General features: G+C 66.7%; 15 protein-coding genes. 5 read left to right on the forward strand and 10 right to left on the reverse strand.

Features of this window, described 5'->3' with window-relative positions; all coding sequences use genetic code 11:
* Nucleotides 1-72: 72 nt before the first annotated feature.
* The 6 genes from FPY90_RS13965 to FPY90_RS13990 all read right to left on the reverse strand — a co-directional run bounded on the left by FPY90_RS13965 (nucleotide 73) and on the right by FPY90_RS13990 (nucleotide 4,886).
* Complete coding sequence (locus tag FPY90_RS13965; RefSeq protein WP_175475397.1) at nucleotides 73-237, reverse strand: hypothetical protein; 165 nt, start codon at nucleotides 235-237, stop codon at nucleotides 73-75.
* Nucleotides 238-250: 13 nt separating this feature from the next.
* Complete coding sequence (locus FPY90_RS13970) at nucleotides 251-964, reverse strand: response regulator (RefSeq protein WP_071213849.1); 714 nt, start codon at nucleotides 962-964, stop codon at nucleotides 251-253.
* Nucleotides 965-972: 8 nt separating this feature from the next.
* Nucleotides 973-2,307: a sensor histidine kinase gene (locus FPY90_RS13975; RefSeq protein ID WP_498681699.1), complete on the reverse strand. Its 1,335-nt coding sequence runs from the start codon at nucleotides 2,305-2,307 to the stop codon at nucleotides 973-975.
* Between the two features lie 30 nt (nucleotides 2,308-2,337).
* Nucleotides 2,338-3,201, reverse strand: coding sequence for an ABC transporter permease (locus FPY90_RS13980; RefSeq protein WP_071213675.1), 864 nt, complete (start codon nucleotides 3,199-3,201; stop codon nucleotides 2,338-2,340).
* Nucleotides 3,202-3,203: 2 nt separating this feature from the next.
* A complete protein-coding gene (locus FPY90_RS13985; protein ID WP_071213674.1) occupies nucleotides 3,204-4,148 on the reverse strand; it encodes an ABC transporter ATP-binding protein in 945 nt (314 codons plus the stop codon).
* Nucleotides 4,149-4,295: 147 nt separating this feature from the next.
* The gene (locus tag FPY90_RS13990) at nucleotides 4,296-4,886 is read right to left on the reverse strand and encodes a CGNR zinc finger domain-containing protein (RefSeq protein WP_071213673.1); all 591 of its coding nucleotides are present in this window, start codon (nucleotides 4,884-4,886) and stop codon (nucleotides 4,296-4,298) included.
* Nucleotides 4,887-4,983: 97 nt separating this feature from the next.
* On the opposite strand from FPY90_RS13990, the gene FPY90_RS13995 reads away from it, so the two are divergent.
* The gene (locus FPY90_RS13995; RefSeq protein WP_071213672.1) at nucleotides 4,984-6,105 is read left to right on the forward strand and encodes an LLM class flavin-dependent oxidoreductase; all 1,122 of its coding nucleotides are present in this window, start codon (nucleotides 4,984-4,986) and stop codon (nucleotides 6,103-6,105) included.
* Here FPY90_RS13995 and FPY90_RS14000 read toward each other — a convergent pair.
* Both FPY90_RS14000 and FPY90_RS14005 read right to left on the reverse strand, forming a co-directional pair.
* A complete protein-coding gene (locus tag FPY90_RS14000; RefSeq protein WP_139194738.1) occupies nucleotides 6,102-6,770 on the reverse strand; it encodes a response regulator in 669 nt (222 codons plus the stop codon). The genes FPY90_RS13995 and FPY90_RS14000 overlap by 4 nt on opposite strands.
* The gene (locus tag FPY90_RS14005; RefSeq protein WP_175475396.1) at nucleotides 6,758-7,996 is read right to left on the reverse strand and encodes a sensor histidine kinase; all 1,239 of its coding nucleotides are present in this window, start codon (nucleotides 7,994-7,996) and stop codon (nucleotides 6,758-6,760) included. Before FPY90_RS14005 ends, FPY90_RS14000 begins: the two co-directional genes overlap by 13 nt.
* Before the next feature lie 133 nt (nucleotides 7,997-8,129).
* Between FPY90_RS14005 and FPY90_RS14010 the strand changes: the two genes are divergently transcribed.
* The 3 genes from FPY90_RS14010 (at nucleotide 8,130) to FPY90_RS14020 (ending at nucleotide 10,712) form a co-directional block, all read left to right on the forward strand.
* Complete coding sequence (locus tag FPY90_RS14010) at nucleotides 8,130-9,203, forward strand: CPBP family intramembrane glutamic endopeptidase (RefSeq protein WP_071213669.1); 1,074 nt, start codon at nucleotides 8,130-8,132, stop codon at nucleotides 9,201-9,203.
* 70 nt (nucleotides 9,204-9,273) lie between these two features.
* Nucleotides 9,274-9,915: a hypothetical protein gene (locus FPY90_RS14015; RefSeq protein WP_071213668.1), complete on the forward strand. Its 642-nt coding sequence runs from the start codon at nucleotides 9,274-9,276 to the stop codon at nucleotides 9,913-9,915.
* Between the two features lie 17 nt (nucleotides 9,916-9,932).
* Nucleotides 9,933-10,712 (forward strand): SGNH/GDSL hydrolase family protein, encoded by a 780-nt coding sequence (locus tag FPY90_RS14020; RefSeq protein WP_071213667.1) that lies wholly within the window; start codon nucleotides 9,933-9,935, stop codon nucleotides 10,710-10,712.
* On the opposite strand, the gene FPY90_RS14025 is transcribed toward FPY90_RS14020, so the two are convergent.
* The gene (locus tag FPY90_RS14025) at nucleotides 10,709-11,344 is read right to left on the reverse strand and encodes a response regulator (protein ID WP_071213666.1); all 636 of its coding nucleotides are present in this window, start codon (nucleotides 11,342-11,344) and stop codon (nucleotides 10,709-10,711) included. The genes FPY90_RS14020 and FPY90_RS14025 overlap by 4 nt on opposite strands.
* Nucleotides 11,344-12,567 (reverse strand): sensor histidine kinase, encoded by a 1,224-nt coding sequence (locus FPY90_RS14030; protein WP_498685598.1) that lies wholly within the window; start codon nucleotides 12,565-12,567, stop codon nucleotides 11,344-11,346. The genes FPY90_RS14025 and FPY90_RS14030 overlap by 1 nt, the downstream gene beginning before the upstream one ends.
* Before the next feature lie 247 nt (nucleotides 12,568-12,814).
* Here FPY90_RS14030 and FPY90_RS14035 point away from each other — a divergent pair, with 247 nt between their 5' ends.
* A complete protein-coding gene (locus FPY90_RS14035; protein ID WP_071213664.1) occupies nucleotides 12,815-13,993 on the forward strand; it encodes an ATP-binding protein in 1,179 nt (392 codons plus the stop codon).
* Nucleotides 13,994-14,116 lie beyond the last annotated feature (123 nt).

The raw sequence follows: 14,116 nt of genomic DNA on the forward strand, positions 1-14,116 counted from the left end.
TGACGTAGGTTGCGGGCGGGGGCTCCGGCGGTGCGGTTCCGGAAAACGTGCGTGGAGCCGCGGCTCCGGGCCCTAGTAGCGGGTGCGGACCAGGGCCACCACGAGGGCGCCGACCCCCAGCACGATGCTAGCCCAACCGGGGACGGGCAGCGCGAAGAGCGTGATCAGGAAGGCGCCGAGCACCCCCAGCACCACGGCCAGCAGCAGCCAGGGGCTGCGCAGGAATTCGGAGTTCATGGGCATGCGTCCTTTAGTAGTCCAGCCCCTGGCTGGGGATGACCAACCCGGTTTCGTACGCGTAGACCACGGCCTGCACGCGGTCGCGCAGGTGCAGCTTGGTCAGGATCCGGCGCACGTGGGTCTTCACGGTGGCTTCGGAGAGGAAGAAGCGGTGCGCGATCTCCGCGTTGGACAGGCCCTCGGCCATGGCCCCGAGCACCTCGAGCTCGCGCGGGGTCAGGTCCCCCAGCAGCGGGTCGCGTTCCGGGGCCGGTGCGGGACGGTTGGCCCCGCCGGCGCGCACGTAGGTTTCCAGCAGCCGGGCGGTGACCCGGGGGGCGACCACCGCATCGCCGGAGGCGACCAGGCGCACCGCGTTGACCAGTTCCTCGGGAGCGACGTCCTTGAGCAGGAAGGCGCTGGCCCCGGCCTGCAGCCCGGCGAAGGCATACTCGTCCAGGTCGAAGGTGGTCAGGATGATGACCTTCGCCTCCGGGTGTTCGCGCACGATGCGTCCGGTGGCCTCGATGCCATCCATGACCGGCATGCGCACGTCCATGAGCACCACGTCGGGCTTCAGCGTGGCGGCAAGCGCCACGCCCTCGGCCCCGTCGGAGGCTTCACCGAGGATCGCCAGGTCATCCTCGCCCTCGAGGATGAGCCGGAATCCCATGCGCAGCAGCGGCTGGTCGTCGACCAGCAGCACCCCGATGCGCGCGGTGGTTTGGTCGGTGGTTTCGGGCATGGTTTTGCTCACGATCCTTGGTGTTGGGTCTTGGGTGCAGTTTGGGTGCCCGGGCCCCCGGGCGTTTCCTCGGGGCAGCGGGTCGGGTGCGGCAACTTGAGCTTGGCCAGCACGCTCCAGCCGCCGGCGGAGGCCGGCCCGGCGTACAGCGTGCCCTCGAAGAGCGCGGCGCGTTCCTTCATGCCGCGGATGCCCTGGGCCGATCCGACCAGTTCGCGGCGTGCCTCCTGGTGCGTGCCGTCGTCGTGGATGCGCACCGTGACATCCCGGTTCACCCGGGCCACGGACACCTCGACCGCGGTGACGTTGCGGCCGTAGCGCAGCACGTTGGTCAGCGATTCCTGGATGATGCGGTGGACGGTCAGCTGGAAGGTGGCGTCGTCCGGCAGCGCCGGTCCGGAGGTGGAATAGCGCAGCGGCAGCCCCGCCACCTTGAATCCGGCGAGCATTTCCGCCAGCGACCCCCCGGCGGGTTGCGGCTCCAACGGCGCCCCGTCCCCGGTGCGCAGGACCCCGATGACCCGTCGCATGTCCCCCAGCGCGCGCCGCCCGGTGCCGGAAAGCTCGGCCAGCACCTCCCCGGCACGGACGGGATCGCGCTTGAGCACCACCGCCGCTCCGTCGGAGAGTGCGATCATCACGGAGAGCGAGTGCGCGACCACGTCGTGCATCTCGCGGGCGATGCGGGTGCGTTCGCGCACCCGTGCCAGGGTCTGGACGCGCTTGGCCCAGTTGTCCAGCTCGGCCTCGTGCAGGCGGTGGTTGCGCACCGCGGCACCGATCGCCACGGCCGCGGCGTTGGTGCCCAGCAGGAAGGCCAGGGAGAGCGTGATGATCAGGTTCCGTCCGCCGATTTCCGCCAGCGCGGCCTGGTCCTCTGCGGAATCAGTGAACATCGCCGGCAGGCCGATGATCACGAAGATCAGTCCCTGCAGGGCGGTGATCAGGGCGGTCAGTGCGAACATGCGCCTGGCGGCATATTTGGTGGAGGCGGCATACAGCGCGATCCACAACCCGGCGCTGCCGCCGAAGTACGAGGAATCCTGCAGTGTTGCGGCCGAGTCGAAGAGCACCACCATGATCAGCACGAACATCGGCCAGCGGCGGCGGAAGTACAACCAGGCCCCGGTGATCGTCAACAGGCCGGCGGTGGCCCAGTGCCCCGAAAGCACCGATTCGACCAGGCTCGTCATGGTCAACAGGAAGTAGAGGAGCACCACGGAGGCATTGACCAGCACCGGGTTCCGGCGCATGTAGGCACGCAGGGGCCCGATGCGCTGCGCCGAGATCTCGGCGAAGCTGGCCTCCGGGGTCCCGGAGGCCAGCGCCGTGTTTTCACTCATGTCTTGAGCCTAGCGACCAATCGGCGGATTCTAGATGTCGCGGCGCTGCAGCACCACGGCCGCGGCGACCAGCGGGATGACGATCCACGCGGCGACCACCAGCCCGTTCTGCCATTGCTCCAGGCCGCCTGGAGCCAGTTGGAGCTGCATCAGTGCCGCACCTGCCTGGTCCGGCAGGAAGCGCATGGCCTTGGCCAACCAATCGGCAAGTGCACTGAATCCGCCCATGGCCAACGGAAGGACGAAGAACAGCGCCGCAAGCACGACGATGCCTCCGGCCGAGTTGCGCAGCAGGGCCCCCAGCGCCATCCCGATCAGCGACACCATCACCACGTAGAGCACGCCGACCCACATGGCGCGCTGCAACGCCTCGGAAGAGAACACCAACTCCAGGTCATATGCTCCGGCGATGGGCTTGGCAACGGCGAAGGAGAGCAGAATCGACACGGTCGCCACCACCGCGGAAACGATGCCGATCATCAGCGTCTTGGCCCAGAACACGGGCTGGCGCGTGGGGACGGCGACAAAGGTTGAACGTGCTGCGCCCGTGGCAAACTCGGAGCTCATGACCATCACGGCCAGCGCCCCGATGATCAGCTGGGCGAAGGCCAGTCCGCTGGTAGGCAGTGCCGCGGTGACCTCTCCCATGTCCCCCATGGATGCGGCCATTTCCGGGGACTCCGCGGCCATGCCCATGGACCAGCCGATAAGCCATGCGCCCAGTGCGGCGAATGCCACCATCACCACGACGGTGGCCAGGATCAGGATCATGGTGGAGGGAAGCGAGAAGAACTTGATGAATTCGCCGCGCAGCACTCCGGGGAAGCTGAGCTTTCCGCTTCCGGCGGCACCGGGCGCGGCGGAACGTGGTCGTTTCATGGTTGCGGTACTCATGGCTAGCCCTGCTTTCCGGTGGTCGTGGCGGCAAGCTCGTTGCCAAGGTGGGAGTGGTACTCGACCTCGTCCTGGGTCAGCGCCATGTAGGCCTCTTCGAGGGACTGCTTCACGGGCGTCAACTCGTAGAGCAGGATCCGCCTGTCGAGGGCGCGGGCCGCGATCGCCCGGCCATCAAGCCCGGCAACCTGGATGGTCTGGCCATCGACCCGGGTCAAGTGCACGTTTTCGGCGGCCAGCGCGTTCATCAGGTCTTCGGCCGAGTCCGTCTTGACCCTGCAGGTCGGCACGTTGCTGCCGCCAATGATCTGCTCGATCGGGGCGTCGGCAATGATGCGCCCGCGTCCGATCACGATCAGGTGGTCGGCGGTCAGGGCCATCTCGCTCATCAGGTGCGAGGAGATGAATACCGTCTTGCCCTGGGATGCCTGGTGGCGGGCGAGGTTGCGCACCCACAGGACGCCCTCGGGATCCAGCCCGTTGACCGGCTCGTCGAGGATCAGCGTCTGCGGGTCACCCAGCAGGGCGACCGCGATGCCCAACCGCTGGCCCATGCCCAGCGAGAAGCCGCCGACCTTCTTGGAAGCGACAGCCCCCAGGCCGGTGAGTTCGATGACCTCGTCGACGCGGGTGTTGGGGATCGAGTGGGTTGCCGCCAGGGCCCGAAGGTGGGTGCGGGCGCTGCGCGACTTGTGCACGGACTTGGCTTCCAGCAGGGCCCCGACCTCGCGCAGCGGCGCTGCGTGCTCGGCGTACCTGCGGCCATTGACCGTCACGTTGCCAAAAGACGGCCGGTCGAGCCCGACGACCATGCGCATGGTGGTGGATTTTCCGGCCCCGTTCGGGCCAAGGAAGCCGGTGACTTTGCCCGGCTGGACGGTGAAGCTCACGCCGTCCACCGCACGCTTGGTGCCGTAGTTCTTGGTCAGTGCCTCTGCTGTGATCATGTCTCCAACGGTACGGAGTATCTCTCGTTGCGTCGCCGCCCAAGTGGATGATCTTCAGGGGTGAGGCCGTCACTCTTTCGGCGTACGGGTTTCCCCCTAGGGGGTGCCGGAGTTCCGGTAAAACCGCCGCATGCCGCGGGCCCGGAATCAGCCGGCCTGGGCCCGTTCCAGCTTGCGGGCGTAGGCCCGGGCCGCGCGCACGCGGTCGCCGCAGCGGGTGGAGCACCAGCATCGACGGGCGTGCGTCCGCAGGAGGAACCTGTCGCAGGACGCGGCCTCGCATTGCGCGACCAGCTCGGCCTGGCCGCCGGTCAGCAAGGCGGCCGCATCCTCCGCGATCTGGGCCATGGCGTGTTCGACCAGCTGGGTCACCGGGTGCCGTGGGACCCGGCGGAGTCCGCTGCCGGCGTCAAACTGCAGCAGCAGTGCGCTGGGCACCTTCACCAACGCCCGGTTCACGGCCTCCACTGCCTCCGGCGCGGGAGCGTCGCCCACCACCCGGGCAGTGAAGAGGGTGCGCAAATTTCCGCGCAACGTCGTGAGCTGGTCCTGGCAATAGGCGAGCAGGGCGGTTTCGGCCGGAACCAGGCGTTGCCCAACGAGCCACGCGGTCGCTTCGGCCGGGCTGCCCAGATCGTCCGCCACGTGTCCGCCGGGAAGGCTCACGGCGCTATTGACCAGGGCGAGGCTCGGGTGGTCGTCGGCGCCGGGGGCAGGGGGAAGTGGGATCCTTGACATAGATCTCATGGTATCAGTTGTATTTTTCCGTGATAAGACGCTAACCTGAGAGTCACGCTTAAGTTACATATTTTCCATGAGAATTGAGAGAGAACCCATGATCCAGTCACGACCCCTGGGCAACGCGCCCTTCGTCCTATCGGTGCTCGACAATGCCATCACCGGAGTGGGGCATACGGCACAGGAGACCTTCGGGGAGATCATCACGCTGGCGCAGTTGGCCGAGAAGCGCGGCTTCGAGCGCTTCTGGATGTCCGAACACCACGCCATGCCCGGTGCCGTGACCTCCTCTCCCCAGCTGATGGTCGCGCGCCTGACCGGCGAGACGCAGCGCATCCGCCTCGGCGCCGGCGGCGTGATGTTGCCCAACCACGCACCGCTGGTGATCGCCGAACAGTTCGGCATGCTCGAGTCGCTCGCCCCGGGACGCATCGACCTCGGCCTGGGTCGCGCTCCGGGAACCGACGGGCAGACCGCGGCGGCGTTGCGCCGCCGCCACAACGCGAACGACGACTTTCCCCAGCAGGTGCTGGAACTGCTCGGGTTCATCAACGACGACTTCGGGCAGGGGCACCCGTACCACGACGTCCACGCCGTGCCCGGTCCCTGGCTCGCGGAGCAGAACCGGGTGCCCCGGCCCGAGACGAATCCCGAGGTCTGGATCCTGGGTTCATCCCCGTACTCGGCGCAGCTGGCGGGCCAGCTCGGCCGCCCCTATGCCTTCGCCCTGCAGTTCGGCAGCGCCGACGTCACCACGGCCATGCGGCTGTACCGAGAGAACTTCAGGCCCTCGGAGCTGCTGGACGAGCCGTACAGCCTGGTCAGCGTGGGCGCGATCGCCGACAACGACCCGGCCGAGGCACGCCGCCAGTCGGCGTCCTCGGCAATGGCAATGATGCGCATGTTCCAGCGCAAGCCCTTTGCCCTGCTGCCCCCTGACGAGGTCGAGGCCTACCCGGCAGACACGCACGAGCGCGCAATCCTCGACGAATGGACCGACCGCACGCTGCACGGCACCGCCACGGACGTGGCCCAGGGCCTGGAGCTGCTTCACCGGCAGACGGGCGTCAACGAGGTGATGCTCGTGGTCGGCGGCCATTCACGCCGCGCCCAGTCCCGGACCGTGGAGCTGATCGCCGACCACTACGGACTCCCCTCGATTCAGGAAGGCCTCCCCGGGAGCACGCCTGCGGCCGGCCCGCAGCCCGCAGGGCGTTAGCGGACCTCGGATTCGAAGACGCACAGCGCCACCTGGACGCGGTTGTCCATGCCCAGCTTCTCCAACACCCGGCCGATGTGGGTTTTCACGGTCGCCAGCGAGATGAACAGCTGCTGCGCGATCTCCTGGTTGGAGTAGCCGCGGGCCATCGCCACCGCAATCTCCCGTTCCCGCCCGGTGAGCACGCCCAGTTTCTCCAGGGCCAGGTTGCGCCGCGAGCTCTCCGGGCGCGAACCGGCCACCGAGATCAGCTGCTTGGTGACCGATTCAGAGAGCATGGTTCGCCCGGCGGCCACCTGGTTGATGGCGTTCATGAGGTCGGCCGGCGGGGTGTCCTTGAGCAGGAATCCGCTGGCACCCATCTTCAGCGCGGTCAGGACCATCTCGTCGGTGTTGAACGTGGTCAGGACCAGGATCTTTTGGCCCGGGTCGGCCCGCAGGATCTCCTCGCTGGCCAAGAGCCCGTCCATGACCGGCATCCGGATGTCCATCAGCACCAGGTCCGGTGCCATCGAGGCCACCATGGACACCGCCGCCCGGCCGTCTGCGCATTCGCCCACGACCTCGATGCGCGGGTCCGATTCGATGATCATGCGCAGCCCGGCGCGCACCAGGTTCTCGTCATCGACCAGCACGATCCGGATCATTTCGTCTAGGTTCCCCACGGCAGCCACACCTTCAACACGAATTCGCCTTGTTCTTCCGGCTCGATCTGCAATTCCCCGCCGGCCAGCCGGACCCGCTCGGCCAGGCCGGTCAAGCCCAGGCCGGAACTGGGAGGGCTCCCCGGCTCGGGTGCTTCCCGCGGCCCGACGTCCAGCCTGTTGGCTGCCCGCAGGAACAGCCTCTCGCCGCCACCGCCGACCAGAAGCCTGACCTCTTGCCGGGGCGCGTGGCGGCGGGCGTTGGTCAGCACTTCCTGGATGATCCGGTACAGGTGGCGTCCGGTGCTCTGCGGCAGGGCATCCAGCCGTTCCCGGGCTCCGGGCTCCAGCTCGAGGTTGACCGCGGTGCCGGCGGCCCGGCTGTCCGCCAGGATCTGCTCCAGCTGCTCCAGCGTCGGTTGCGGCCTGGCCGATTCGTCCTCGCGCAGCGTGTTGGGGTCGCGCAGCATGCCCAGCACCTCGCGCAGCTCGCCCAGGGCCAGATGCGAATTCTCCCGGATGATGCCGGCCGTTTGCCGGGTTTCCTCCGGCGTGAGGTCGCTGCGGTATTCGAGGGCACCGGAATGCAGGGCAACCAGCGAGAGCCGGTGCGCCAAGACGTCATGCATCTCCCGGGCAATGCGGGTGCGCTCGTCCGCCTTGGCCGCGTGGATCTGGGCTTCGCGTTCCCGCTGGGCGCTGTGCAGCTGCTCCCGCTGCGCGGCCGCCAATTGCCGCCGTCCCCCGATGTACATGCCGCTGAGCACCATGACGGCGAGCAGGACCAGGGCCGTGATGGTGGTTTCCCACCAGGCCAGGGCCTCGCCAACGGGAATCAGCACCGTGGAGGCCAGGCGTTCGCTGATCAGCATCGACCCGATAAACAGCACCGAGATCCCGGCAATTTCCCACGGCTTGCGCCGGGTGGCCAGGGACGCCACTCCCATCAGGGTGATGCCTGCGGCGACTGCGGAGGGGATGGAAAGCAACACGAGGGCAGCCACCACAGGCACGGGGAATCGGTGCCGGAACGGGTACAGCACGAATGCCGCCAGCCCGCAGAGGATGTCCAATCCGACAACGAGCCCCACCGCGTCCAGGTCCGCGGGGTTGTCGGGGGAATACCCCTCGTAAACCATCCCGAACCCCAGGATCCCCAGCAGCAGCCCCAGGGCCAGCCGCCACGAGTGGGCAAGGATGCGGCGCGGCATCGATGCCTTGGCGGTTGCTGCATTCACTGTGGTCATTGGCTTAACGTTACCGGCGGGACCAACGTGCCGGCATCGGCCGAAAGGACCACGTTGCCCTGCCCCGGCGGAAGCGCAAAGATCGTCCGAATTGCCGAGGCAAACAAGGCACCGCCTGATACAGAATGGTGGCATGAACACGATTCCACCGCCGTACCCGCCACCGACCCACGGCCCGCAGCCCGGAGCCCAGCCCGCCTACTGGGGTCCGGTGGTCCCCGCCCCGGCACCCGTCCCGGCCGAACCGCTGGAATACCACCGGCTGGCCCGCACCTATGGCGCCTATCGCTGGTGGAAGCTGCTCATGGTGGGGCTCATCGCCCTGGGCCTGTACGTGGGCCTCATGCTGCTGGTGGGGATCGTTTTCGTTTTCGTCGCGCTCGGCAACCCGGAGCTGGAGGCCTCGATGGATGCGGTCGTCATGGGCACGACCAACCTCGACATGTCCGACCCGGCCGTCTTCATACTCTCCATGGCCACCTTGGTCGTGATGCTTCCGGTGATCCTGTTGGCCACCCGGATGATGAACGTGCAGAAGGTCGGCTCGCTGACCTCGGTCACCGGGCGCATGCGCTGGGGTTGGCTGGGCCAGTGCATGGCCGTGGCCCTTGCGGTCCTGGCATTGAGCTTCGGGCTCTCCTTTGCGCTGGATGCCATGGCCGGGCACGGCATCGCACCGGACTTCAACGCACCGGACATGTGGATGATGCTGATCCTGACCTTGCTCCTGGTTCCGTTCCAGGCCACGGCCGAGGAGTACGTGTTCCGCGGATACCTGATGCAGCTGATCGGCGGCTGGCTGCGCCACCCCGCCTTCGCGATCCTCCTGCCCATCCCGCTGTTCATGGCCGGACACATGTACGACATCTACGGGCAGCTGGATGTGGGCTTCTTTGCCCTGGCAGCCGGCTGGCTGGCCTGGCGCACCGGCGGGCTGGAAGCGGCCATCGCGCTGCACGTGGTGAACAACTCCGTCATCTTCGGCCTGGGCGCCATCGGGCTGGTCGATGTCAGCGCCACCGAAAGCGACCTGCCAAGCCTGATCGCCTCGATCATCACCACCTCGGTGTTCGTCCTGGTCATCGTGAAGCTGGCGAACAAGCGCAACATCCAGCGCCGGTCCGTTCCGCCGGTGGCCACACCGGCACCCCCCGTACCCGGACCGTGGGTGCAGCCCGGTCCGTGGAACGCACCGCCGGCGCACTGAGGCACCTTGCGGGGTTCGACCGCATCCGCGGTATAGGTTGGGGCCAACGAGCAACATCAGGGGGATATCGATGAAGGCAACTGATCGCGGCGCGGCAAGGCCTGCCCTTGCCGTCCCCTGGCTCGGGGCAGCAACCCTGCTGCTTGTCGGGTGCGTCCCGCTGGATGCACCCGAACCCGTGCCGATCCCGAGCCCCTCGGTCCCCGCGCCAATCCAGTCGGCCTCCGCGATTCCCACCGGTTGGGAGGACTGCCAGGATCCCGTCGTCACGGCAGGAGAGGCACTCGTCGAAGGCTGGAAGGTCTTCGCAGTCAAGGCTGTGGATACGGGGCCGGGAGGGATCTCCGGCACCACACTCCTGGACGGAGCCTACAGCCCGCTCATTTTCTTCGAAGACGAAGGCTCCCAAGACCTGGGACGTTTCACCGGGACGGTCAGCGAGGACATTGGTTTTCCCGTGGATGGAGTCCTGTCCGGCGTTGAATCGCTGGAAACGACCTTCCAGGACGTCGAAGGAGAGGGCAGGATCGTCACCTACCGTGCCGTCGAGGAGGCGAGACTGCCGTTCACCTTGGCCTGCGGGAACGAAGAAGCCCGCGGAACGCTCCACACCTGGAACAACACCGAGTCCGGCATCCTCGACTGCGCCCTGGCTCCCGAAGAGCCGGTCGGTTCCCCGGCGGCCTTGACTCGGGAAGAATATTGTCTATAGGGCTGAGGTGGTTCATCGTGGGCGGAAGTTCCTGGGAACCCATCGGCCTGGAAAAGGACAAGATCATGGCCCGCCGAAAGAACAGGCAAGGGCCAGCGGTCCTTGGCCTGCTGGCCCTGTTTGCGGCGTTGGTCCTCACCGGCTGCCAAGCGGTCGGTTCCGCCGAACCGTCCCCCACCAGCACCATGGGAGTTCCGGACGCCGTGCGCAACGTGGTGGTCATTGGCGATTCGCTGAGCACCGGATTCGGCACCAGCCCCGCGAACGCCTGGCCACAACTCATCGCCACCTCGCACCGGGACGACACCCCTCCGCTGGAGATCCTCAACATCGCACAGAACGGAAGCGGCTACCTGAACGTCGGCCTCACCGGCACCACCTTCGCGTGGCAGGTGGAACAGGCGGTGACGCCGAAGGCCGACCTCGTGATGTTCTTCGGTTCGGTCAACGACCTGCGACACGACCCGGCGGACCTGGCTCCGGTCATCGCCGAAATCTACGCCTCCGCCCGGCAGCAGGCCCCGAACGCGACCTTCCTGGTGATCGGGCCGCCGGCCTACAGCACCCGCCCCGAGGCCCGGCGCCTGGCCCTGCGGGACGTGATCGAGCAGGCGGCACAGGCAGCCGGGGCCCGATTCGTTGATCCCATCGCCGAGGGCTGGCTCGTCGAGGACCTAGGCCGGTTCGTGGGACCGGACGGGCTGCATCCCTCGGTGGCGGGAAACCACCATCTGCGGGACAAGATGGAACCGCTCATGCTGGAGGCGCTGCGCGCGAGGACCGCCGCGGCTAGTTAGCGGATCAGCCGGCTGCCCCGGGCCCTGTCGATGGCCGCGGTGCGGTTGTCCACCCCGAGCTTGTCGTAGATGTGGATCAGGTGCGTCTTGACCGTGGACTGGGAGATGAACAGTTCGCCCGCGATCTCCTTGTTGCTCTGCCCGCGAGCCAGCAGCTGCAGCAGCTCGAGTTCGCGCGGGCTCAGGTCGGTGGAGTTGGCACGTGCCTCGGGGGTGATGCGCGCGGCAATGTCCGCCGAGAGGACCTGTTCCCCGGCTGCCGCGGCCTCGACCGCCGCCAGCACGTCGGGCAGCGGGGCATCCTTGAGCAGGTAGCCGGCCGCCCCGGCATCCAGCGCCGCACGGATGTCCGCGTCCGAGTCGTAGGTGGTCAGGATCAACACCGGCGGCCCGCCCTGGGCGCGGATCTTCGCGGTGGCGGTGACCCCGTCCATGCCGTCCATCTGCAGGTCCATCAGCACCACGTCCACGTGCTGGCCCAGGGTCTTGAGCCGTTCGAGCTGGGCCAGGGCGGCTGCCCCGTCGCCGGCCTCCGCCAGCACCGACAGCCCGCCCTGTTCGGTGAGCACCGCGCGCAGGCCCGCTCGCACCACCGGGTGGTCATCGACGAGCATGATTTTCAGGTTGGGCATCACAAACTGCTTTCTGCGGTGGTGAGCGGGATGCGGACGGCCAGTACCGTCCCCTCCCCTGGTGCGGATTCGATCTCCAGGGATCCACCGAGCAGCCCCAGGCGCTCGCGCAGGCCTGCCAGACCGTACCCGGTGCCGTCGGCGCGGGGCTTGGCCGGGATGTCTCCGGTGTCCATGCCGTCCCCGTCGTCAAAGATGTCCAGGGTGACGGCGTCGGGCAGGTAGCCCAGGCTGATGACGGCCCGGGACGCGTGGGCGTGGGCGGCGACGTTGGCCAGCCCGGACTGGGCCGCCCGCCAGAGCGCCGCCGAAACCTCCGCCGGCAGCGAGGTCGCGGTGCCGTCCTGCCGGAAAACCACGTCGAAGCCATGGCCGGCGGCCACGGCGGTGCGTTCGGCGGAGGCACAGAGCCGGCGCAGCCGCCCGGACAGGGAACGGGCCCCGTCGCCGGCCGAGGACAAATCTGCGACGAAGTCGCGCGCCTCGGCCAGGTTCTCGGAGGCCGTCGCCCCGATTGTCTCGAGCCGTTCGGCCGCGGCCGTGGAGTCCCCTGCCGCCAGGGCCGCGGAGGCGGAGCGGGAGACCAGCACGATGCTCGAGAGCCCCTGGGTCAGGGTGTCGTGGATTTCGCGGGCCAGGCGGGTGCGCTCGGCCAAGGTCCCGGCGCGGTGCTGTTCCTCGGCGAGCGCCGCACGGGTGGCGCGCAGTTCGTCCAGGGCCAGGCGCTGGTTCACGCCCTCGGTGTACAGCGCACGGTAGGCCATGCCCATGATGACGGCGAAGATCGCGCCGACCACCGGTCCCAGGATCTGGGGAAGGGCCAGGGATCCGGAGTGGTACCAGCCGGCGGTGACGACCGCGGCGGTAAGCAGCGCGACAGCAACTAGGGCGTGGCGCTGGCCCAGGATGTGCAGGTGCAGGAAGAAGAGCGGGAAGGCCAGCCAGGAGTAGTCGGCGTGCAGGTAGAGCAGTACGAGCCACAACACCACGACCCCGGCCAGCCACCATTTGGCCCAGCGCACGGTGCTCTGCGCCCGGGCGGCGGAATGCCGTTTCTCCTGGATGGTCCCTGCCAGGTAAAGGGCGGCAAGCAGAGCGGTCAGTGCGATTGCCGTGATCCGCGGGGCCGGGCTCGATTCTGAGAGCAGCACTCGGATGAGTCCGACGCCCAGCAGTGCGGCGAAGCCAACGTGCAGTCCCACGCGCAAGACGCGCAGCACCATTTCGCCGGCCGAGCCCGTTTGGGGTTCGAGTGGAGGAGGCGGGGCGTCTCGGCCTGGCTGTGCTGCGGGAATGGTCACATCACCCAGCGTAGCGCCGCGCACCGGCGAGCCGACTCCACCAAATGGTTGAGTCCAGACTTCCCTGATCCCGTGACTCGGAAGCGGGTACGGTCGAGCATCTAACGGTATATAAACATGTGTAGGTAAGTGTAGGAATTTCCATACACTTACCTATACACTCCTAAACATGGAACCTGCCCTCAACCCATACAGTCCCGGCTCTGGCTTGCAACCCCCATTCCTTGCTGGCAGGGAAGGTGAAATCGAGGCCTTCGACCTATTGCTTGCTCGGACGAAGCTGCAATACCAAGGACGAGGGATGATACTCGGCGGACTCCGCGGCGTGGGGAAAACCGTGCTCCTGAACAAGCTCCGCGGGATGGCTCGGCATCACGAATGGCTCGAGGTAAAGCTTGAAGCCCGCCCCGGCGTCGCTGGTTCCATCGACACCCGCAAAACCCTTGCGCGGGAACTGCAAGTTGCTGCCAGGAGATACACCACATCTTCATACGTCGGGGAAAAGTTCAAGCAGATGCTGGGCACCTTGACATCATTTAGTCTCAGCATGGGAGCACAGGGAATCTCACTTGGAGTGGAAGCCGACCCTACCCGTGCTGCTACCGGACAAATCGAAATCGATTTGCGGGACTTGACCGAGGACTTGGCAAGGGCGATGCGTTCCCTACGCAAGGGGTTCGTCATTTTTATTGACGAGATGCAAGACCTCGACAATGAGCTGTTGTCAGCTTTGGTTACGGCGCAGCATCATGCCGGGCAGGAGGAATTGCCCTTCTATGTCGTTGGTGCCGGGCTCCCCAATCTCCCTTCACGGTTGGCCGAAGCACGAAGCTACGCGGAGCGCCTCTTCGATTATCGGGTCATTGGAACGCTTGAAGAGAATGAGGCGATCGACTCTTTCCAGATTCCGGCAGCAAGAGCTGGGCAGGAGTACTCCCCGGAGGCATTGGAAATACTGCTCAACGTTTCTGGACGGTATCCCTACTTCATCCAGGAATTCGGAAGCGCAATGTGGGAGGCCGCCCAAGATTCTCCTTTCACTGACGTTGATGCCGAAATTGCATCGCGAATTGGACTACAGCGGCTTGATTCTGGCTTCTTTCCATCCCGTTGGGATCGTGCGACGCCGAGGGAACGCCAATATCTGACCGCCATGGCACAAGATGGTGAAGACGGTTCTTCCAGCTCATCCGTGGCAACGAGACTTGGCACGGCCGTTCAAAACTTGGGCCCAACGCGTGCTCAACTAATTGGAAAGGGCCTCATATTTGCACCGGACCATGGACGCGTCGCATTTACCGTGCCAGGCATGAGCGCCTATATCGAGCGCCAGCATTATGCCGATTAGAGTCGGCGACCCCACTCAACGTTTCAACCCCGAATCGTCAAAGAATTGACCCCGGTCAGCAGAGCGCCAAAGTACCGGACAAAGACGGAAACTGACGGATTCAGAACCTCTGGCCAAAGGCGT

The sequence above is a fragment of the Arthrobacter sp. C2 genome (genome assembly GCA_024207135.1).
In the GTDB taxonomy this organism is placed as follows: domain Bacteria; phylum Actinomycetota; class Actinomycetes; order Actinomycetales; family Micrococcaceae; genus Paeniglutamicibacter.

Excerpts from the sequence above, each read along its gene's own strand:
- FPY90_RS13965 (WP_175475397.1), bottom strand. The coding sequence starts at position 237 with ATGAACTCCGAATTCCTGCGCAGCCCCTGGCTGCTGCTGGCCGTGGTG.
- FPY90_RS13970 (WP_071213849.1), bottom strand. The coding sequence starts at position 964 with ATGCCCGAAACCACCGACCAAACCACCGCGCGCATCGGGGTGCTGCTG.
- FPY90_RS13975 (WP_498681699.1), bottom strand. The coding sequence starts at position 2,307 with ATGAGTGAAAACACGGCGCTGGCCTCCGGGACCCCGGAGGCCAGCTTC.
- FPY90_RS13980 (WP_071213675.1), bottom strand. The coding sequence starts at position 3,201 with ATGAGTACCGCAACCATGAAACGACCACGTTCCGCCGCGCCCGGTGCC.
- FPY90_RS13985 (WP_071213674.1), bottom strand. The coding sequence starts at position 4,148 with ATGATCACAGCAGAGGCACTGACCAAGAACTACGGCACCAAGCGTGCG.
- FPY90_RS13990 (WP_071213673.1), bottom strand. The coding sequence starts at position 4,886 with ATGTCAAGGATCCCACTTCCCCCTGCCCCCGGCGCCGACGACCACCCG.
- FPY90_RS13995 (WP_071213672.1), top strand. The coding sequence starts at position 4,984 with ATGATCCAGTCACGACCCCTGGGCAACGCGCCCTTCGTCCTATCGGTG.
- FPY90_RS14005 (WP_175475396.1), bottom strand. The coding sequence starts at position 7,996 with ATGACCACAGTGAATGCAGCAACCGCCAAGGCATCGATGCCGCGCCGC.
- FPY90_RS14010 (WP_071213669.1), top strand. The coding sequence starts at position 8,130 with ATGAACACGATTCCACCGCCGTACCCGCCACCGACCCACGGCCCGCAG.
- FPY90_RS14015 (WP_071213668.1), top strand. The coding sequence starts at position 9,274 with ATGAAGGCAACTGATCGCGGCGCGGCAAGGCCTGCCCTTGCCGTCCCC.
- FPY90_RS14025 (WP_071213666.1), bottom strand. The coding sequence starts at position 11,344 with ATGCCCAACCTGAAAATCATGCTCGTCGATGACCACCCGGTGGTGCGA.
- FPY90_RS14030 (WP_498685598.1), bottom strand. The coding sequence starts at position 12,567 with ATGGTGCTGCGCGTCTTGCGCGTGGGACTGCACGTTGGCTTCGCCGCA.
- FPY90_RS14035 (WP_071213664.1), top strand. The coding sequence starts at position 12,815 with ATGGAACCTGCCCTCAACCCATACAGTCCCGGCTCTGGCTTGCAACCC.